The 18848-nt window shown below is 62.6% G+C and carries 17 protein-coding genes; 11 read left to right on the top strand and 6 right to left on the bottom strand.

Annotation, left to right across the window (positions count from 1 at the left end; all coding sequences use genetic code 11):
* Window positions 1–171 precede the first annotated feature (171 nt).
* The 3 genes from NKI58_RS19310 to NKI58_RS19300 all read left to right on the top strand — a co-directional run bounded on the left by NKI58_RS19310 (window position 172) and on the right by NKI58_RS19300 (window position 4859).
* Entirely contained in the window at window positions 172–1206 is a 1035-nt protein-coding gene (locus NKI58_RS19310) for an ABC transporter permease (RefSeq protein ID WP_352453204.1), read from the top strand.
* 11 nt (window positions 1207–1217) lie between these two features.
* Window positions 1218–2375 carry an ABC transporter permease gene (locus tag NKI58_RS19305; protein ID WP_352456230.1) on the top strand — a complete coding sequence of 386 codons (1158 nt, stop codon included), beginning with the start codon at window positions 1218–1220 and terminating at the stop codon, window positions 2373–2375.
* 63 nt (window positions 2376–2438) lie between these two features.
* Entirely contained in the window at window positions 2439–4859 is a 2421-nt protein-coding gene (locus NKI58_RS19300) for a dipeptide ABC transporter ATP-binding protein (protein ID WP_352853598.1), read from the top strand.
* A gap of 14 nt (window positions 4860–4873) precedes the next feature.
* On the opposite strand, the gene NKI58_RS19295 is transcribed toward NKI58_RS19300, so the two are convergent.
* On the bottom strand, window positions 4874–5464 hold the full coding sequence (locus NKI58_RS19295) for a transglycosylase SLT domain-containing protein (RefSeq protein WP_352786666.1): 591 nt from the start codon (window positions 5462–5464) through the stop codon (window positions 4874–4876).
* A gap of 218 nt (window positions 5465–5682) precedes the next feature.
* On the opposite strand from NKI58_RS19295, the gene NKI58_RS19290 reads away from it, so the two are divergent.
* Entirely contained in the window at window positions 5683–7221 is a 1539-nt protein-coding gene (locus tag NKI58_RS19290) for a trimethylamine methyltransferase family protein (RefSeq protein WP_352786665.1), read from the top strand.
* A 79-nt stretch (window positions 7222–7300) separates the two neighbouring features.
* Window positions 7301–9742 (top strand): GcvT family protein, encoded by a 2442-nt coding sequence (locus NKI58_RS19285; RefSeq protein ID WP_352786664.1) that lies wholly within the window; start codon window positions 7301–7303, stop codon window positions 9740–9742.
* A 4-nt stretch (window positions 9743–9746) separates the two neighbouring features.
* Here the strand turns inward: NKI58_RS19285 and NKI58_RS19280 are convergent, their stop codons facing one another.
* The 3 genes from NKI58_RS19280 to NKI58_RS19270 form a co-directional block, all read right to left on the bottom strand.
* Window positions 9747–10139: a DoxX family protein gene (locus NKI58_RS19280; protein WP_352456225.1), complete on the bottom strand. Its 393-nt coding sequence runs from the start codon at window positions 10137–10139 to the stop codon at window positions 9747–9749.
* A gap of 155 nt (window positions 10140–10294) precedes the next feature.
* Entirely contained in the window at window positions 10295–11071 is a 777-nt protein-coding gene (locus NKI58_RS19275; protein ID WP_352456224.1) for a VOC family protein, read from the bottom strand.
* A 449-nt stretch (window positions 11072–11520) separates the two neighbouring features.
* Window positions 11521–11799 carry a hypothetical protein gene (locus NKI58_RS19270; RefSeq protein ID WP_352786663.1) on the bottom strand — a complete coding sequence of 93 codons (279 nt, stop codon included), beginning with the start codon at window positions 11797–11799 and terminating at the stop codon, window positions 11521–11523.
* 221 nt (window positions 11800–12020) lie between these two features.
* Between NKI58_RS19270 and NKI58_RS19265 the strand changes: the two genes are divergently transcribed.
* From NKI58_RS19265 to NKI58_RS19245, 5 genes are all read left to right on the top strand, one after another.
* Window positions 12021–13385 (top strand): NAD(P)-dependent oxidoreductase, encoded by a 1365-nt coding sequence (locus tag NKI58_RS19265; protein WP_352786662.1) that lies wholly within the window; start codon window positions 12021–12023, stop codon window positions 13383–13385.
* 2 nt (window positions 13386–13387) lie between these two features.
* Window positions 13388–14701 carry an NAD-dependent dihydropyrimidine dehydrogenase subunit PreA gene (gene preA / locus NKI58_RS19260; RefSeq protein WP_352824946.1) on the top strand — a complete coding sequence of 438 codons (1314 nt, stop codon included), beginning with the start codon at window positions 13388–13390 and terminating at the stop codon, window positions 14699–14701.
* 100 nt (window positions 14702–14801) lie between these two features.
* A complete protein-coding gene (locus tag NKI58_RS19255; protein WP_023675859.1) occupies window positions 14802–15320 on the top strand; it encodes an RrF2 family transcriptional regulator in 519 nt (172 codons plus the stop codon).
* A gap of 11 nt (window positions 15321–15331) precedes the next feature.
* A complete protein-coding gene (locus tag NKI58_RS19250; RefSeq protein ID WP_023675860.1) occupies window positions 15332–15790 on the top strand; it encodes a carboxymuconolactone decarboxylase family protein in 459 nt (152 codons plus the stop codon).
* A 54-nt stretch (window positions 15791–15844) separates the two neighbouring features.
* Complete coding sequence (locus NKI58_RS19245; RefSeq protein WP_023675861.1) at window positions 15845–16222, top strand: DoxX family protein; 378 nt, start codon at window positions 15845–15847, stop codon at window positions 16220–16222.
* A 35-nt stretch (window positions 16223–16257) separates the two neighbouring features.
* On the opposite strand, the gene NKI58_RS19240 is transcribed toward NKI58_RS19245, so the two are convergent.
* Both NKI58_RS19240 and NKI58_RS19235 read right to left on the bottom strand, forming a co-directional pair.
* Window positions 16258–16980 carry an SDR family oxidoreductase gene (locus NKI58_RS19240; RefSeq protein ID WP_352589366.1) on the bottom strand — a complete coding sequence of 241 codons (723 nt, stop codon included), beginning with the start codon at window positions 16978–16980 and terminating at the stop codon, window positions 16258–16260.
* Window positions 16977–17828 (bottom strand): SDR family NAD(P)-dependent oxidoreductase, encoded by an 852-nt coding sequence (locus NKI58_RS19235; protein ID WP_352589370.1) that lies wholly within the window; start codon window positions 17826–17828, stop codon window positions 16977–16979. The genes NKI58_RS19240 and NKI58_RS19235 overlap by 4 nt, the downstream gene beginning before the upstream one ends.
* A 105-nt stretch (window positions 17829–17933) precedes the next feature.
* Here NKI58_RS19235 and NKI58_RS19230 point away from each other — a divergent pair, with 105 nt between their 5' ends.
* Complete coding sequence (locus NKI58_RS19230; RefSeq protein ID WP_352786660.1) at window positions 17934–18806, top strand: helix-turn-helix transcriptional regulator; 873 nt, start codon at window positions 17934–17936, stop codon at window positions 18804–18806.
* Window positions 18807–18848: the final 42 nt, after the last annotated feature.

The raw sequence follows: 18848 nt of genomic DNA, 5'->3' as shown, positions 1-18848 counted from the left end.
GGTCCTTGGACCGGAAGTCGGCGCAGCAAAAAGTTGCGGACTCTTCGGCCTGGGTCTGCAATAAAAAGGGTATTGCATCTGGGACTGGTCTGAAGGCTTGTTCTGCCGCTGGCGGCAGCGCACGGCTTGCAAACCGGTTCCACCCCCCAACCCGACCGGCAGGGGACCGCCATGCTTTCTTTCGTTATCAGGCGTCTCGGCACCATGGCAGTGACGATGCTGTGCCTGACGATGATCGTCTTCTTCCTGGTCAATCTCGGGCCTAATCTGAAGAAGCTCGCGATCAGCCAGACCGAAATGCACACATCCGCCGAGCAGCTTGAGGCTTGGCTGGTCAACCATGGCTATCGGCAGAATTTCTTTATCCGCTACGGCCAATGGCTGGGCATCATGCCCAAGCAGCCGGTGACCGACCCGGCGACCGGCAAGCCCGCACAGCGTTTCTCCTTCTGCAACGATCCGGTCGTGCCGACATTCTCCGGCATCCTGCAAGGCGATTTCGGTTGCTCGACCAAGTTCAAGACGACGGTCGCTTCGAAACTCTTTCCGGCGCTCAGCGCCACCGGCATCCTGATGCTCTGCGTGCTGGCCGTAATGGTGCCGATCTCGCTTTTGATCGGTATTCTCGCCGGCATGCGCGAGGGTTCACGCACCGACCGCACATTGTCGGTGGCTTCGATCGCCTCGACGGCGACGCCCGAATATGTTTCGGGCGTCATCTTCACCGTGATCTTTGCCTCCTGGCTCGGCGTGCTGAACGGTTCGGCGGCCTCGGCCAGCCAGGGCATCACCTTCTATAATTTCACCTTACCGGTGATGACGCTGGCGATATACGGCATCGGCTACATCGCTCGCATGACCCGCGCCTCGATGGTGGAGGTGATGACACAGCAATATATCCGAACCGCCCGGCTGAAGGGCCTCTCCTTCGGCAGCGTGGTGATAAAGCACGCTCTGCGCAACGCGCTGATCGCGCCATTCACGGTCATCATGCTGCAGTTCCCCTGGCTGCTCACCGGCGTCGTCATCGTCGAGGTGATGTTCCGCTACCAGGGGTTCGGCTACACGCTGGTCGAGGCCGCCGGCAACAACGACATCGATCTTCTGCTCGGCTGCTCGCTGGTCTCGGTGTTTATCGTCCTGATCACACAGCTCATCTCCGATGTCGGCTACGCGTTCCTCAATCCGCGCATCAGAGTTCAATAGGAGACCGGCGGATGCAGGTCGAATATCTCAGCGCCTTCAACGTCGTACTCGGCGTGCTTACCCGCTTCTGGCCGGTCTGGATCGCTCTCGCCCTGGTGATGGGGGCGAGCTTCGGCTACAAGAAGAAGCTAGGCCTTTACGGCCAGCTTTTCGACAGCGGCGTCGGCATCGTCGGCGTCGGCATCTGCCTGTTCTGGCTGTTTACGGCGATCTTCGCGTCGACCATCTCGCCCTTCGATCCGCTCGCCCAAGTGCCGATCATGAAGGACGCGCTGCCGGGCGCAATCGAGCCGGGGTCGAAACTTGTATACTATTTCGGCGGCGACAAGCTCGCCCGCGACGTGTTCTCCCGCATGGTCTATGGCAGCCAGATCGTGCTGATCATCGCGCCGGCGGCGACCGGTTTTGCTCTGATGGTCGGCATTACGCTCGGCCTGCCGGCCGGCTATTATGGCGGCAAGATCGATACGGTGCTGTCCTTCCTCGCCAACCTTGTGCTGGCCTTCCCGGTGATCCTCCTGTTCTACCTGCTGGTGACGCCGGGCATCATGGACACGCCGATCCCCTACGCGATGGCAGGGCTGTTCTTCCTGTTTCCGATCATCTTCTTCAGTGTGCTGTTCTGGACGCGCTACAAGAACCGCCCCGACCGCCTCTATATCCTGCTTGGCCTGACGTTGGTACTTGGCGGCTGGATCTATGCAGGCCTTGTCTTCGATGCCGATCCGTTCAAGATCATCCACATCGATCCCAACCAGCTCAACATCTTCGTGGCGGTGGTGTTCGCCTCCAGCCCCGGCGTGTTCCGCATCGTGCGCGGCCTGGTCATGGATATCAAAACGCGCGACTATGTTGCGGCGGCACAAACGCGCGGTGAATCGCCCTGGTACATCATGCTGTGGGAGATATTGCCCAATGCGCGCGGGCCGCTGATCGTCGACGCCTGCCTGCGCATCGGCTACACCACGATCCTGCTCGGCACGCTCGGCTATTTCGGGCTGGGACTGGCGCCGGAAAGCCCGGACTGGGGCACGGCGATCAAGGATGCCAGCCGGCTGCTGCGCTCCTTCATCCACCCGGCGCTGCCGCCGACGATCGCATTGATGTCGTTCGTGCTCGGCCTCAACCTCCTGGCGGATTCGTTGCGCGAACAGTCTATGAAAGATTGATGCCGGGAAGATCGATGCCGGGTTCGGCCCGACATGCCTGAAGAACAAGGATTGGAGCGACCCATGAATGAGGCAGTTCGAAATCCCGCCAAGCCGACCAATGGGCCGACCAATGGGCCGATCATCGAGATCGAGAACCTGTCGATCTCCTTCTTCACCCGCAAGGGCGAGATCCCGGCCGTCATGGATTTTTCCTGCACGGTCATGCCCGGCGAGGCGATGGGTATTGTCGGCGAATCCGGCTGCGGCAAGTCGACCGTGTCGCTCGGCATCATGCGCGATCTCTCCAACATCGGAAAGATCGTCGGCGGAAAGATCAAATTCCAGGGCAAGGACATGGGAGAACTGTCCGACGAGGAACTGCGAGCTATCCGCGGCAACAAGATCGCGATGATCTACCAGGAGCCGATGGCCAGTCTTAACCCGGCGATGAGGGTCGGCCAGCAGCTGATGGAAGTGCCACTGATCCACGACAAGGTGTCGAAGGACGAAGCTTACAAACGCGCCTTGGAAATGGTGCGCGCGGTGAAGCTGCCGGATCCCGAGCGCATGATGCGTTCCTACCCGCACCAGCTTTCCGGCGGTCAGCAGCAGCGCATCGTCATTGCCATGGCGCTGCTGTCGAAGCCGGCGCTGCTTCTGCTCGACGAGCCGACGACAGCGCTCGACGTGACGGTGGAGGCCGGCATCGTCGACCTGGTCAAGGGGCTGGGCGAGAAGTTCGGCACCTCGATGATCTTCGTGTCGCACAATCTCGGCCTGATCCTGGAGACCTGCGACCGCATCACGGTGATGTATTCGGGCGAAGCGGTGGAGACCGGCAAGATCAAGGACGTCTTCGACCGGATGCGCCATCCCTACACGCAAGGCCTGTTCCGCTCGATCCCGCTGCCGGGCGCCGACAAGAACTCGCGGCCGCTGATCTCCATCCCGGGGCAGTTGCCGCTGCCGCACGAGCGGCCGAAAGGCTGCAATTTCGGGCCGCGCTGCCACCATTTCGTCGAGGGCGTCTGCAACGCCGCCGAAATTCCGATGATCGCGGTCGAAGGCCATGACGGGCATTTCTCGCGCTGCGTGCGCTTCAACGAAATCGACTGGGAGGCGCTGCCGCCCGGCGCCAAGAAGGTCAACGAGCGGGTGGTTCCCGGTGCGCCGGTGCTCCAGATCGAAGACCTCCGGAAGTACTACAAGGTCGGCGGCAGCGAAGTGTTCGGCTCGAGCGAGGGCCGTGTCGTCAAGGCCAATGAGACGATCTCGTTCATGGCGCGCGAATCCGAGACCGTCGCTATCGTCGGCGAATCCGGCTGCGGAAAATCGACCCTGGCCAAGGTGCTGCTCGGCCTCGAAACGGCAAGCTCCGGCCGCGTCAAGCTCGGCAATAAGGAGATCCAGTCGACCGGGATCGAGAAGCGCAGCGTCGACACGGTGTCGTCGATCCAGATGGTGTTCCAAAATCCGTTCGACACGCTCAATCCCAGCCATTCGGTCGGTTCGCAGATCATCCGTACGCTGGAAAAGTTCAATGTCGGCGACACGGTGGCCGACCGACGCAAGCGGATGCTGGAATTGCTCGACCTGGTGAAGCTGCCGAGGGCGTTCGAGTCGCGCAAGCCGCGCCAGCTTTCAGGCGGCCAGAAACAGCGCATCGGCGTTGCGCGTGCCTTTGCCGGCGACGCCAAGGTGGTGGTGGCCGACGAGCCGGTCTCGGCACTGGATGTGTCGGTCCAGGCCGCGGTGACCGAGCTCTTGATGGACATCCAGCGCAAGAACAAGACGACGATGCTGTTCATCAGCCACGATCTGTCGGTGGTGCGCTACATCGCCGACCGCGTCGTCGTCATGTATCTCGGCTATATCGTTGAGCAAGGCACGACCGACCAGATATTCGCGCCGCCCTATCACCCCTATACCGAGGCATTGCTGTCGGCGATCCCGATCGCCGACACAAGCGTGGTCAAGAAGCACATCGTGCTGGAGGGCGACATCCCTTCGGCGATGAACCCGCCGTCCGGCTGTCCGTTCCAGACGCGCTGCGGCTACAAGAAACTGGTGCCGGACAACCTTTGCGAAACCACGGTGCCGCCAGTCAAAAATCTCGGCGACGGCCATATGAGCTTGTGCTGGCTGTCCGACGACGTGCTGGCGAAAATGGAGCCGGTGATCAAATTCGACAAGGAGCACGCCGCAAATGAGGGCGTGCCGGATGATGCAAACCACGGTGTTGGCCCAGGCTTTGCCGGAGATCCGCCCAAGCGCCCGCATGGAAAGACTGGCAGCGTTGAAGCCGATGCCGAGGGTCAGGCAGTGGAGAATGCCGAAGCGGTCGCCAAAGCCCGCCGTCACGAGGTTCGCGACGAGGTTTCAGAGACCGGCACCTCAAGCTCTGCCGACAGCCAGGTGGCACCAATCATGCCGCCGACTGTCGGCGACGGCCGACAGGCCGAGGACGCCACGCGCAAGCCGCGCAAACCCAAGGGCGGCTGAGAGCCGTTAATAGGCTAGGGCGCGCATTGCCGTAGCTGCGCGGCGTAGTCCTGCGCCATCTGTTCGGTGGCATGCGCATAGCGCTGCACGTCGGCGTCGCCGCGATTGCCGCGCTTATAGGCATTCCAGCCGAGATAGTAGGCGAGGTACAGATTGTAGGTGTCGTTGCGGGCGACGCCGAGGTTCTCGGCGGTCTTGGAATGATACCAGCCGACGAAATCGACGGCATCGGCAAACCTGGTGCGGCGCGCCGCCCAGCTGCCGGTCTCGTTCTGGTATTGCGCCCAGGTGCCGTCGAGCGCCTGCGAGAAGCCGGTGGCGCTGGAGATATGTTTCCAGGGAATGAAGCCCAGCAGCTTGGTGCGCGGCGGCCTGGCGTTGCTCTTGAAGCCGGATTCCTTGCGCACCGTCGCCATCAGTACTGGGACCGGCACACCGTATTTCTGCTCGGTGCGTTGTGCCGCCGCCTGCCAATTGTCGAACCAGCCGTCATTCTGGTCGAAAACGGCGCAGACATCGTTGATATGGTTCGGTGGCGTCGCGCAGGCCGAGAGCGCCAGCGGCGCGGCAATCGCTATAATTTTACTAAAACTCGACCTACGCATTGGGAGAGCATTAGGCCGAAAACATAAAAGGAATCTTGCTGCGTTCCTTAACGGCTCATCGGCCGCTTTGCCTGACGCGGACCAAGTATAACCATTCCGACGTTTGTTGTCGCTTTTACCGATGTGAAATTCCCGGAATGCCGCCTTGGCTAAAATCACGCCCGCAGGTGGCGGATTCTTGACAGCTCGATCCTCGTGCCGGCGCTTTGATGCGCGGCATGAGCGAACCAAGACGCAAGCGCGGCGCCGAGCGAACCAGCAACAGGGGACCGACCGCCATCCCGCAACTGCCGCTCAGGCGGGTGACAAACCCTTATCCGCCGATGGCGATGCTCTCGGCCGACCAGATCGAGGCGATCCACCAGGCGTCGATGCATATCTTGGAGAATTTCGGCATCGAGGTGATGAGCCCGCGGGCGCTGTCGCTGTTCGAGAAGGCCGGGGCCAAGGTCGATCATGCAACGATGAACGTCCGCATCGATCGCGGCATGATCGAGGAAGCGCTGAAGACGACGCAGTCCAGCTATACGCTGACGCCGCGCAATCCCGCCCATGCCGTCCACCTCGGCGGCAATACCATCAACTTCACGCTCGTCGCCGGGCCGCCGAATGTGCACGACATGGAGCGCGGCCGCCGTGCCGGCAATTTGCGCGATTATTCCGATCTCGTCCGGCTGGCGCAGCATTTCAACTGCATCCACATGCTAGGCAACCAGGTCTGCGCGCCGGTAGAATTGCCGGCGAATTCCCGTCATCTCGACACCTATTTCGCCAATCTGACACTGACCGACAAAAGCTTTCACGTCTCGGCCATCGGCCGCGGCAGGGCGCTCGACGGCATCGAAATGATGGCAATCGCGCGCGGACTGACGCTTGACGAGATGCGCGACGATCCCGGCGTCACCACGATCATTTCGGTCAATTCGCCGCGCCGCTTCGACGAGATGATGGCCGAGGGGCTGATGACGATGGCCGAGTTCGGCCAGTCGGTGGCGGTAACGCCATTCACGCTGATGGGGGCGATGAGCCCGGTGACGCTTGCCGGCGCGCTCGCCCAGCAGAATGCCGAGGCGCTGTTCGGCGTGGTGCTGACGCAGCTCGTCCGCCCCGGCGCGCCGGTGATGTATGGCGCCTTCACCTCCAATGTCGATATGAAATCGGGAGCGCCGGCGTTCGGCACGCCTGAAAACACCAAGGCGAATATCGCGTCCGGACAGTTGGCGCGGCGTTACAACCTGCCTTATCGCACAACGCCGGGCTCGGCTTCCAATGCCGCCGACGCGCAAGGCGCCTATGAGACGCTGATGGCGCTGTGGGGCGCGGTGCTCGGCCATGGCAACCTCGTCTACCATGCCGCCGGCTGGCAAGAGGGCGGACTGACAGCGTCGTTCGAAAAGTTCATCATCGACGTCGAGATGATCCAGCACATGATGGAGTTTTTGCGCCCGATCGAGGTCAACGAGGCCGAGCTTGCTGTCGAGGCTCTGGGTGCGGTTCCGACCGGCGGCCATTTCTTCGGCGAGCCGCACACTCTGGAGCGCTACGCCACAGCCTTCTACCAGCCGATGCTGTCCAACTGGCAAAATTTCGAGGCCTGGCAGGAGGCTGGCGGGCTCGATGCCACGGCGCGGGCGACGAGGCTTTGGAAGAAGGCGCTGGAGGACTATGTCGAGCCGGTGATGGAAGTCTCCAGGCGCAAGGCGCTTGAGACGTACGTGGCCAAGCGCAAGGAAGCGATCGGGCAAAGCGAGCCGTGATGATCGAAGGCTTGCGCTCGTGGGGCTCCTCCCCGAATTCATCGTTCCCATCCAACTCGTTGACGTCAGAGAGAATCCCATGAAATCGCATGCAAAGGTCGTGGTTATCGGCGGTGGCGTTGTCGGGTGCTCCGTGCTGTTCCATCTGGCCCGTCACGGCTGGACCGACATCGTGCTCCTGGAGCGCAATGAATTGACCTCCGGCTCGACCTGGCACGCCGCCGGCGGCATGCACACCATCAATGGCGATCCCAATGTCGCCAAGCTGCAGAAATACACAATCTCGCTCTACAAGGAGATCGAGGAACTGTCCGGCCAGGCGACCGGCGTGCATTTGACTGGCGGCGTCTTGCTGGCAGCGACGGAGGCGCGGCTCGACTGGCTGCGCGGCGTCGTCGCCAAGGGCCGCTATCTCGGCATCGAGCTCGAGGAGATATCGCCTGACGAGGCGGCCGAGCTGATGCCGTTGCTCGATCCCAAGCAGTTCGTCGGTGCCGTCCGCAACAAGGAGGACGGTCATCTCGACCCGTCCGGCGTTACCCACGCCTACGCCAAGGCGGCGAGGAAGCTTGGTGCCGAGGTCGAGCGTTTCACCAAGGTCGAGGACATTGTGCGGCGCGCCGACGGGCTGTGGCGCGTCATCACCAACAAGGGCGAGGTTGTGGCCGAACATGTCGTCAATGCCGGCGGCCTGTGGGCGCGCGAGGTCGGCCGCATGGTCGGGCTGGAGCTGCCGGTGCTGGCGATGGAGCACATGTACCTGATCACCGAGGACATGCCGGAGGTCGCCGCCTGGAACCTGAAGACCGGCACGGAGATCATCCATGCGGTCGACTTCGACGGCGAGCTCTATCTGCGCCAGGAACGCGGCGGCATGCTCATGGGCACTTACGAAAAGGCCAACAAGCCATGGTCCGAGTTCCAGACGCCATGGAATTTCGGCCACGAGCTGCTCGAACCCGACATCGACCGCATCGCACCGTCGCTGGAGGTTGGCTTCCGGCATTTCCCGGCGTTCCAGAACACCGGCATCAAGCAGATCATCAACGGACCCTTCACCTTCGCACCGGACGGCAATCCGCTGGTCGGGCCGGTGCGCGGCCTGCCGGGGTTCTGGGTGGCCTGTGGTGTCATGGCGGGGTTCTCGCAGGGCGGCGGCGTCGGGCTGGCGCTGTCGAACTGGATGATCGAAGGCGATCCCGGCGCCGATATCTGGGCGATGGATGTGTCGCGCTACGGTGACTGGGCGACGATGGCCTACACCAATGCCAAGGTGCGCGAAAACTATTCGCGGCGGTTTTCGATCCGCTTCCCGAACGAGGAACTGCCGGCTGGGCGACCGCTCAAGACCACGCCGGTCTATGATCTGTTGTCGGCCGAGGGCGCGCAATGGGGCGTCGCCTATGGGCTGGAAGTGCCGCTGTGGTATGCGCCCGAAGGGGTCAAGGACGAATTCTCCTGGCGCCGCTCGAGCGACTTCGAGCATGTCGCGAATGAGGTCAAGACCGTTCGTGAAGGCGTTGGCCTGTCGGAAATCTCGTCATTCGCCAAATACAGGGTAACCGGCGAGGGCGCTGCAGCCTGGCTCGACCGCCTGCTTGCCTGCAAGTTGCCAAGGCCCGGCCGCATGACGCTGGCGCCGATGCTGAAGGAAGACGGAAGGCTGATTGGCGATTTCACGCTGGCCAATCTCGGCAGTCCAAATTCGGAAAGTGACGATTGGTTCCTGGCCGGCTCCGGCGTCGCCGAGCAGTACCATATGCGCTGGTTCGAGGCGCATCTGCCGCAGGACGGCTCGGTCAGTATCGAAGCGTCGGGAGCAAAACTCACCGGCCTGTCGATCGCTGGCCCCAAGGCGCGCGACGTGTTGGCAAAAGTTACGCGGGCGGACGTATCGAATACGGCCTTTCCGTTCATGGCCATCAGCAGGATGGATATCGGCATGGCGCCGTGCCTGGTCGGGCGCGTCAGCTACACCGGCGACCTCGGCTACGAGATCTGGGTGGCGCCGGAATATCAGCGTGCCGCCTATCCGGCGCTGATGGCGGCGGGCGAGGAATTCGGCATCGGCCTGTTCGGCTCGCGCGCGCTCAATGCGCTGCGGCTCGAGAAGAATTACGGCTCATGGGCGCGCGAATACCGGCCGATCTATGGGCCGCTGGAGGCCGGCCTCGACCGCTTCGTCGCCTACGGCAAAGAGGCCGATTTCATCGGCAAGCAGATGGCGCTGGCCGAGCGCAAGCAAGGCGGCAGACTGCGGCTGCGGGCCTTTGTCGTCGATGCTGCCGATGCCGACGTCATCGGCGACGAGCCAATCTGGTACGGCGGTGCCGTGCGCGGTTGGGTCACGTCGGGCGGCTACGCGCATCATTCGAAAAAGTCCGTCGCCATCGGCTATGTGCCGAAAGAGATTGCCGACGAAGCCGACGGCTTCGAGATTGAGCTTCTGGGCAAACGCCACGCTGCGCGCATGCAGCCGATCCCGCTGTTCGACGCGAATTTCGAGCGGATGCGTGGGTGACGTTTCAGGCACCGCGGCGGTTGTCCAGCGCCAGGGCGCCGGCGCCGGCGAACGCCAGATACAGGAAGATGAAACAGAACGATATTGCCGCATCGCCGCCATTGTTGACCGGGAAAAAGTCGCGCGGCATGTGCGCCATGAAATAGGCGATCGCCATCTCGCCGCTGAGAAGGAATGCCACCGGTCTGGTGAAAAGCCCCAATACCAGCAGGATGCCGCCTCCGAATTCCAGGATGGCCGCGGTCAGCGATAGCCCGCTCATGGTGCCGGCATGGTCGCCGACGGGGAAATTGAACAGTTTCTGGGTGCCGTGCTCAATGAACTGCAGCGCCGTCATGATGCGCAAGGCGGCAAGGGCGAACGGTTGATATCCGGCGAGGCCTTCGAAAAGCTTCATCTACGACTCCATTTTCACCTAGCCCGGCCATAGGTCATCGCCAAAGGCCGGACCATTCACATAGTCCGGCCTGCATTCAACTGTCGGTGAGTGAGTCGTGAGGCGTGCTGCAGCCTTGGGGCCGCATGATGGCGGCCCCGCGATCAGCGCGGCCGTTAATGCCCGGGCGCTGTCAGAGCAAAATGCGCGCCTTGCGGGTCTGTGCACTGTACGATCCAGCTGCCGCCGGGGACCTCCATCGGACCCATCAGGATCTTGCCGCCATTGTCGGTGACGCGCTTGGCTGCCGCGTCGATGCCGGGCACGTTGAAATAGAACTGCCAGACCGGCGCCGGGATCTGCTCGGGCTTGTTCATCATGCCGCCAACGGGCTCGCCGCCGAAGGCGAAAAGCTGGTAGACGCCCATCGGACCCATATCCATGGCGTCGCCCTTCTCCCAGCCGAACTGGCTGGAATAGAAATCGAACGCCGCCTTCCAGTCTGACGTGTAGAGCTCATGCCAGCCGATGTTGCCGGGGGTCGCCAACGGTAGCGGCGGCTGGTCGGGGCCGCTGGGCTGCAGGAAGTTGAACATCGCGCCTTGCGGGTCTGCAACGACGGCGAAGCGGCCGACGCCAGGAATGTCGTCGGGCTCGCGGTGAACCGCGCCACCAGCCTTCTTGAGGGAGGCCGTTGCGGCATCGACGTCCCTGGTGAGGATATAACCGACCCAGGCCGGCGGCATGCCCATCTTGCGCGCGTCATCGGGCAGCGTCATCAACCCGCCGACGCCGCGCTCGCCGACATTCATGACGATATAGCGCGGCATGCCCTGGGCCCCTTCGAAAGGCTGCCCCCTCCAGCCCACCACGGAGGTGTAAAACGCCTCGGCGGCGTCGAGATCGGTGGTCATCAGCTCGTACCAGAAGAAGGGCATGGGGGACTGTGGCATTGTCGTGCTCCTTGCGGTTTGTACATCGATCATGCGCGATCCATTCTAGGACGATCTTCACGACGAAAATCCGACAGCGGCCAAAAAAGATGACGGCAAATTGGAAATGTTACCGGGTTGCGCGCCCTGCGGTTTTCGACTTTGCTCTCAGTCAACGAGGGGTTGTTGATCCATGCGCCGGATGTCGCTCACTTCCCTGACCAGAGCGGACCATCACCAGTCTAAGGCCTATCCCGCTGCCCGGAATGGTTGTGGAAGGCGTGGTGCGAAGCGAGGGGTCAGATCCAAGCAGCTATGGCTTCACGAGCAATCACCTCTACCGTGCATTCGAGACTGAGCAATAGGAAATGCGAACAGTCGTCTGTCGGCCCGGGTATTGATCGCAACCAGTGCGAGTTCTCGACTCGGAAGGAGGGGCCATCTATAGGAGGCTTGCCCGCCAGAGCCAATCAATGGGATTGAGCTGCTAACGCTGACATGGTCACTCCCAACATGTCGTCATGAGCCGAAAGTGCTAGCACTCCGTGGAAGTTGATCTTGAGGGTTCGTTCGGATGCCCCGACGAAGAAGTCGCCTTCGACGGCCAATTCAAAGTAGTTGTCGGATTTCAGACGCCACACCTGACAGGCAGCCAGCGGTAAATCTTCCACAGGCTCCCACCGCTGAACCGCCTCCTGAACAATGTCCATCACCTTCTCCAATGTCTGAAAATCGCGCACGATGCTCAAGCGCCTACCGCCCCGTAAGCGCTTTCGAACAGCTTGTCGCCACTGGTAGCCAATTCTGGGCGCCGCATCCATTGAGGCGCAACGGACGGTGCTCAAAAACATGAGTGCATTTATCATATTTTTATCGAGGGGTTTCAGCGGTTTGCGCCGAAAATTGACCAATTGATAAAAAAATAAAACGTGCTAGCCTTCCCCCAAAACAAGAACATGGGGAACTGACGATGCCAGAAGGCCAGTTCAAGCAAGGCATTGCCGGCGGGCGGCTCTCGCCGGACCAATATGCCGACAATTTCGCCGACCTGCACCCGCCGCTCGATCATCACGAGGCGCTGGTCGAGTCCGACCGCTGCTATTTCTGCTATGATGCGCCGTGCATGAATGCATGCCCGACCTCGATCGACATCCCGCTGTTCATTCGCCAGATTTCGACGGGCAATCCGATCGGCTCAGCCAAGACTATTTTTGATCAGAACATTTTGGGCGGCATGTGCGCCCGCGTCTGCCCGACCGAGACGCTGTGCGAAGAAGTCTGCGTGCGCGAGGTGGCCGAAGGCAAGCCGGTGCAGATCGGTCGCCTTCAGCGCTACGCCACCGATGTCGCCATGGCCGAAAACAAGCAGTTCTACGAGCGCCCCGAACCGACCGGCAAGACGGTCGCCGTGGTCGGCGCCGGACCGGCGGGGCTTGCCGCCGCGCATCGGATCTCCCGCTACGGCCACGACGTGACCATCCTGGAAGCCCGCCCAAAGCCCGGCGGCCTCAATGAATACGGTATCGCCGCCTATAAAAGCGTCGACAATTTCGCCCAGGCTGAAGTCGACTATGTCACGTCGATCGGCGGCATCGACATCCAGAACGGCAAGGCGCTCGGCCGTGATTACCAGCTGTCGGACCTGACCAGGAATTACGATGCGGTGTTCCTCGGCATGGGGCTTGCCGGCGTCAATGCCTTGCGAGCGGATGGCGAGGAGGCGCAAGGCGTCAGCAATGCCGTCGAGTTCATTGCCGAGCTTCGTCAGGCCAGTGATCTGGCCAGCCTGCCGGTCGGCCGGCGTGTTGTCGTCATCGGCGGCGGCATGACGGCGATCGACGCGGCGGTGCAATCGAAGCTGCTCGGAGCCGAAGAGGTAACGATCTGCTATCGGCGCGGCCCGGAGCACATGAACGCCTCCGAATTCGAGCAGGATCTGGCTGCCGCCAACGGCGTCATCATCCGGCACTGGTTGCAGCCGAAGCGGGTCATTGCCGACGCCGGCAAGGTGTCGGCGATCGAGCTCGAATACACCGCGATGGACGGCGACCGGCTCGTCGGCACCGGCGAGCGGCTGACGTTGACCGCCGACCAGGTGTTCAAGGCGATCGGCCAGAGTTTTGTCCCGGCTGCGCTCAACGGCAGCGGGGCTTTGCTTGACCTGGAAGCCGGCCGCATCAAGGTCGACGCCGAAGGCCGCACCTCGCTGCCAAACGTCTGGGCCGGCGGCGACTGCATCTTTGGCGGCGACGACCTGACAGTCTCGGCCGTCGCACAAGGCCGCGACGCGGCGGAAAGCATTCATCGGGCACTGACCTCGAACGGGAGGGCATGAGCATGGCAGACATCCGCAACAATTTCGTCGGCATCAAATCGCCGAACCCGTTCTGGCTGGCCTCGGCGCCGCCGACCGACAAGGCCTATAACGTCATCCGCGCCTTCAAGGCTGGCTGGGGCGGCGTTGTCTGGAAGACGCTCGGCGAAGAAGGGCCGCCGGTGGTCAACGTCAACGGGCCGCGCTACGGCGCCATCTGGGGCGCCGATCGTCGCCTGCTTGGTCTGAACAATATCGAGCTGATCACCGACCGTGACCTGCAGGTCAATCTGCGCGAGATCAAGCAGGTCAAGATGGACTGGCCCGACCGGGCGATCGTCGTCTCGCTGATGGTGCCGTGCGAGGAGCATGCCTGGAAGGCGATCCTGCCGGTGGTCGAGGAGACCGGCGCTGACGGCATCGAGCTCAATTTCGGCTGCCCGCACGGCATGTCGGAACGCGGCATGGGTGCGGCGGTCGGCCAGGTGCCGGAATACATCGAAATGGTGGTGCGTTGGTGCAAGGCCAATACCCGCATGCCGGTCATCACCAAGCTGACGCCCAACATTACCGACATACGCAAGCCGGCACGCGCTGCCCTTGCCGGCGGCACCGACGCGGTGTCGCTGATCAACACCATCAATTCGATCACCGGCGTCAACCTCGACAATTTCGCACCGGAGCCGACGATCGACGGCAAGGGTTCGCATGGCGGCTATTGCGGTCCGGCGGTGAAGCCGATCGCCATGAACATGGTGGCCGAGATCGCGCGCGATCCGGAAACGCATGGCCTGCCGATCTCCGGTATCGGCGGCATTACCACCTGGCGCGACGCCGCCGAATTCATGGCGCTCGGCGCCGGCAATGTGCAGGTGTGCACGGCGGCGATGACCTACGGCTTCAAGATCGTGCAGGAGATGATCGCCGGCCTGGAAAACTGGTTGGACGAGAAGGGCCATGCCACGCTCGACGACATCGTCGGCCGTGCCACGCCCAACGTCACCGACTGGCAGTATCTCAACCTCAACTACGTCGCCAAGGCGCATATCGACCAGGATGCCTGCATCAAATGCGGCCGCTGCCACATCGCCTGCGAGGACACCTCGCACCAGGCGATCACCGCAATCGTCGATGGCGTCAGGCATTTCGAGGTGATCGAGGCCGAATGCGTCGGCTGCAATCTCTGCGTCAATGTCTGTCCGGTCGAGAACTGCATCACCATGGAGGCGCTGGCGGTCGGCGTGATGGACCAGCGCACCGGCAGGCCGGTGTCGCCGATCTATGCCAACTGGACGACGCATCCGAACAATCCGATGGCCAAGGTGGCGGCGGAATAGCATTGCGAAAAAAAGCGGCGTTCATGGCGCCGCTTTTTGACTTTCCTATTGCGGATAAAAGTTATCCACGATAATCTATATCCATGAACAGGAGAGCGAAATGAAGCTGGGCGAAGGCGTCGAAGCGGCCATCCACTGCGCCGCGATGCTCGCCGGCGTTGATGGCGCCGCGACCTTGCCAGGTGCTGCCATGGCCGAGGCGTTCGGGCTGTCGCCGAGCTATCTGCTTAAGCATCTCAACGCGCTGACTGCGTCCGGCATTCTGGAATCAGTGCCGGGGCCGTCCGGCGGCTATCGGCTAGCACGGCCGGCCGAGCGCATTACGCTGCTCGATATCGTGCTCGCTGTCGAAGGGCGCGAACCTGCCTTTCGCTGCGGCGAGATCCGCCGCAACGGTCCCGTCAAGCTCGATGCATCGGCCTACGTCAAACTATGCGGCATCAATGCCGCGATGCTGAAGGCCGAGCGCGCCTATCGTGCCGCACTTGCCGAAACCAAGCTGTCCGACATCGTGGCCACTTACGCGGCAGAAGGCGATCCGAGATCGATTGCTGCCAGTTGCGCCTTTGTGGCGCGCCATCAGCGGCCGCAGAAATCCAGTTCAACCAAGCAAGCATGAAAGGAAAGACGATGAAACAGCGGATGCAATTTTTCGCCAAGGCGCCGGAGATCATGAAGGCGGTGTCGGCACTCAACAAGGCGGTCGACGAATGCGGGCTCGAGGCGAGCCTGCTGCATCTGATCAAGCTCAGGGCATCGCAGATCAATGGTTGCTCCTATTGCGTCGAGATGCACAGCCGTGAGGCTAGGCGCGATGGCGAGACTGAGCAGAGGCTTTATCTCGTCTCGGCCTGGAAGGAATCGCCGCTATTTTCGGCACGCGAACGCGCCGCCTTTGCCTGGACGGATGCGGTGACGAAGATCGCCGAAAGCGGTGTTTCGGACGAACTCTATGTGCAGACGCTCGAGCATTTCTCGGAAGAGGAACTGGTCAAGCTGTCGGTCGCGCTCGGCATGATCAACACCTGGAACCGGCTTTGCATCCCGTTCCACGCCCTTCATCCGATGCCGGCAGCCAAGGCCGCCTGATCGACGAAACGGGCACGCGAGCTGCGCGCCCGTTTTCAGTTGGAGATCAAGAACATGTTTGCAAACTTTGAGAACGAGATTCTATTTGCCGCCCGTCTGCTGCTTGGTGGCGCCTTCGTCTTTGCCGGCCTGCGCAACATCCAGAACCGGGCTTTCGTGACCCAATTGATGGCGACGCGCGGCGTGCCGCAGGCGCGGCTGGCGCTGTGGGCCGGCATCGTCCTGCAGATCGGCGCCGGCGCGTTGGTGTTGACGGGTTTGTGGACTGCTGTCGCGGCGGCGGCGCTAATCCTGTTCCTCATTGCCGCGACGCCGATGTTCCACAATTTCTGGGACCATCAGGGGCCGGAACGCGCAGCCCGAATCAATGGGTTTGTCGCCAATGTCGCGCTGACCGGCGGGTTTCTCTCGCTGATGGGGCAGGCGGCATAGCAGCGACCGTCCCGAAACGGTGGACGCATCACCGCTTACGCCGCAAAGCGCAGGCCGCCGTCGCAGGTCAGCACCTGGCCGGTCATGAACCCGTTGGAGACGAGGAATGCGATCGCGCTGGCGACGTCCTCGGCGCGGCCGATACGGCCGACCGGCGTCTTGCCGGCATACTCGGCAAACACCGCATGGCGCTGTTCATCGGGCAGGAAATCCCACCACGGCGTGTCGATGACGCCCGGCGCCACGACATTGACGCGTAACGGCTTCAGCTCCATCGCGAGGATCGGCACCACGGTCAGCAGCATGCCGTTGACGGCGGCGATGCCGGCGACACCCGGCGCCGACAATTGCGCCGACACCGCCGAGATGAAAGTCACCGAGCCGCTCTTGTTCAGCGTCGGCAAGGCGGCCTGCAGGCAGGAGAGCTGTGGCCGGACCTTCTCGTCGACGCCGCCGCCGATGTCGGTCAGGTCAAGCGTTTCGAACGGGCCGAGGCCCTTGCCGCCGCTGGCGGCCAGCACCAGGTGATCGAAAGGGCCGAGTTCGTTGAAGAACCGGCGAACCTCGTCCGGCTTCGCGGCATCGAAGGCAGCTTTTTCGACGGCGCCGCCAAGGCTTTGCCATGCATTGTCGAGCCTTTCCCTGCTGCGCCCGGTGATCGTCACCTTCATCCCCGGGCCAAGCAGCTTTTTCGCGGTGGCGAGGCCAATGCCGGAGGAGCCGCCGATGATCACGGCGTGCTGCGTTTTCTCGATCATGAATTTTCTTTCTTCGATGTGGCGGAAGCGGGTGCGAGCCCGACAAGACCGAGGCTCAATTCACGCAACTGCTGCCTCGCCTTCGCGTCATAGGCTTGCGCATCGGCGCGGGATTCCCTTTGGCCGTCGAAATAGAGGCCGCTTCGCCCTTCCAGCGCGGGCGATGTGGCGAGATTGATGATGGCTTCGGCGCCGGTTTCGACCGAACTCCAGGGTGTGACGCCCGCCTGCCGCACCATCGTGGTGTTCATGTAGCTTGCCGGATGCAGGCTGTTGACCGTGACGCCGGTGCCGTTCAGCTGCTCCGCCAGATCGATGGTGAACATGATCTGCGCCAGCTTGCTCTGGCAGTAGGCACGAACGCCGTCGTAGGAGCGGGTCAGCATGACATCCCTGAAGTCGATCGCCCGTTGCCCGGCCGAGGCGACATTGATGATGCGCGCCGGCGCACTGGCCTTGAGCAGCGGCAGCAGCTCCGTAGTGAGCAGGAAGCCGGCGAGATAATTGACGGCAAAGCGCAGCTCGTAGCCGTCGGCGCTGACCTGCCGTTTCGCGTTGGGGCCGGCGGTGCCGACGCCGGCATTGTTGATGAGGATATCGAGCCGGTCAGTCCTGGCGCGGACGGCTTCGGCGAGGCGGCGGACTTCGGCCAGGGAGGAGAGGTCGGCGACAAGCAGCTCGGCCTTGCCGCCGGCGGCTTCGATCTCGGCCACGGTCGCCTTGCCCCTTGTCGCGTCGCGGCCATGCACCAGGATGCGGGCGCCGCCGGCGCCGAGCCTTTGCGCCACGACTCTGCCGACGCCGTCGGTCGAGCCGGTAATCAGGATCGTCTTGTCTTTCAGTTCCATGTTCAGAGCCTCCATGTCATCGCTCTGAGCAGAAAGATGGGGCACCAGACGCATGCCAAACAGTTCAAACTTTATCCTGGTATCGGTACTGCTATAATAGCGCCGATGGATTCCACCACGCATTCTGCCGAAGGCAGCCGTCGCCGCGAGCTTGGCGCCTTTCTGCGTTCGCGGCGCGAAAGGCTGACGCCATCGGCCACGGGCATCTCGACCGGCCTGCGCCGGCGCACACCCGGGCTGCGCCGCGAGGAGGTGGCGATGATCGCCGGCGTTGGCACGACCTGGTACACCTGGCTGGAGCAGGGCCGCGACGTCAGGCCATCGGTGGAGGTGCTGACGGCGCTCAGTCAGGCGTTGCGCCTGGACGCGGCCGAGCAACGGCATCTGTTCATCCTTGCCGGCCGGCCGCAGCCGGAGCGTCGTCTCGATGCGCCGGAAAAGGTCGATGGCCCGTTGCTGCACATGCTGCAGAGCCTGGTCCTGCAGCCGGCCTATGTCCTTGGGCGGCGCTGGGACGTGCTGGCCTGGAATTCTGCCGCGGCAGCCGTGTTCGGCGACTATGGCCTGCTGGAGGGCGATGCCCGCAACATCGTCCATATGGTTTTCACCAGCCCGCAGCATCGGCGCCTGCTCGTCGACTGGGAGGAACTGGCGCGTGCCGTGCTGGCGTCATTCCGGGCGGAAAGCGCCAGATATGTCGGCGACCCGGATTTCGAGCGGCTGATCGCGCTGATGACACGCTCGAGCCCGGAGTTTCGGGCATGGTGGCCGCTGCGCGATGTGGCCCGCAACCTGTCGGGTGTGAAGCATGTCAGGCATCCGACGGCAGGCGCCATGGCGTTCGAGCATATGAGCCTGTCGATCGACGACGGCTCGGACATGAAGCTGATCGTCTACACGCCGCTCGCCGAGCAGAACTCGATCGCCAAGCTCGAACAACTGCTGGAGACGCTTCCGGCCGAGCGGCGCAGCGCCTGAACCCTATCTTTGTTTTGACCATGATCTTGTCCGAAAACCGGC

This window comes from Mesorhizobium sp. M0522, assembly GCF_040321085.1.
In the GTDB taxonomy this organism is placed as follows: Bacteria; Pseudomonadota; Alphaproteobacteria; order Rhizobiales; family Rhizobiaceae; genus Mesorhizobium.
The sequence above is the reverse complement of the archived record's forward strand: the minus strand, read 5'-3'. Positions and strand labels throughout refer to the sequence as shown.

Excerpts from the sequence above, each read along its gene's own strand:
- preA (WP_352824946.1), top strand. The coding sequence starts at position 13,388 with ATGGCAGACATCCGCAACAATTTCGTCGGCATCAAATCGCCGAACCCG.
- NKI58_RS19280 (WP_352456225.1), bottom strand. The coding sequence starts at position 10,139 with ATGAAGCTTTTCGAAGGCCTCGCCGGATATCAACCGTTCGCCCTTGCC.
- NKI58_RS19285 (WP_352786664.1), top strand. The coding sequence starts at position 7,301 with ATGAAATCGCATGCAAAGGTCGTGGTTATCGGCGGTGGCGTTGTCGGG.
- NKI58_RS19235 (WP_352589370.1), bottom strand. The coding sequence starts at position 17,828 with ATGGAACTGAAAGACAAGACGATCCTGATTACCGGCTCGACCGACGGC.
- NKI58_RS19290 (WP_352786665.1), top strand. The coding sequence starts at position 5,683 with ATGAGCGAACCAAGACGCAAGCGCGGCGCCGAGCGAACCAGCAACAGG.
- NKI58_RS19275 (WP_352456224.1), bottom strand. The coding sequence starts at position 11,071 with ATGCCACAGTCCCCCATGCCCTTCTTCTGGTACGAGCTGATGACCACC.
- NKI58_RS19240 (WP_352589366.1), bottom strand. The coding sequence starts at position 16,980 with ATGATCGAGAAAACGCAGCACGCCGTGATCATCGGCGGCTCCTCCGGC.
- NKI58_RS19295 (WP_352786666.1), bottom strand. The coding sequence starts at position 5,464 with ATGCGTAGGTCGAGTTTTAGTAAAATTATAGCGATTGCCGCGCCGCTG.
- NKI58_RS19230 (WP_352786660.1), top strand. The coding sequence starts at position 17,934 with ATGGATTCCACCACGCATTCTGCCGAAGGCAGCCGTCGCCGCGAGCTT.
- NKI58_RS19310 (WP_352453204.1), top strand. The coding sequence starts at position 172 with ATGCTTTCTTTCGTTATCAGGCGTCTCGGCACCATGGCAGTGACGATG.
- NKI58_RS19300 (WP_352853598.1), top strand. The coding sequence starts at position 2,439 with ATGAATGAGGCAGTTCGAAATCCCGCCAAGCCGACCAATGGGCCGACC.
- NKI58_RS19305 (WP_352456230.1), top strand. The coding sequence starts at position 1,218 with ATGCAGGTCGAATATCTCAGCGCCTTCAACGTCGTACTCGGCGTGCTT.
- NKI58_RS19250 (WP_023675860.1), top strand. The coding sequence starts at position 15,332 with ATGAAACAGCGGATGCAATTTTTCGCCAAGGCGCCGGAGATCATGAAG.
- NKI58_RS19245 (WP_023675861.1), top strand. The coding sequence starts at position 15,845 with ATGTTTGCAAACTTTGAGAACGAGATTCTATTTGCCGCCCGTCTGCTG.
- NKI58_RS19265 (WP_352786662.1), top strand. The coding sequence starts at position 12,021 with ATGCCAGAAGGCCAGTTCAAGCAAGGCATTGCCGGCGGGCGGCTCTCG.
- NKI58_RS19255 (WP_023675859.1), top strand. The coding sequence starts at position 14,802 with ATGAAGCTGGGCGAAGGCGTCGAAGCGGCCATCCACTGCGCCGCGATG.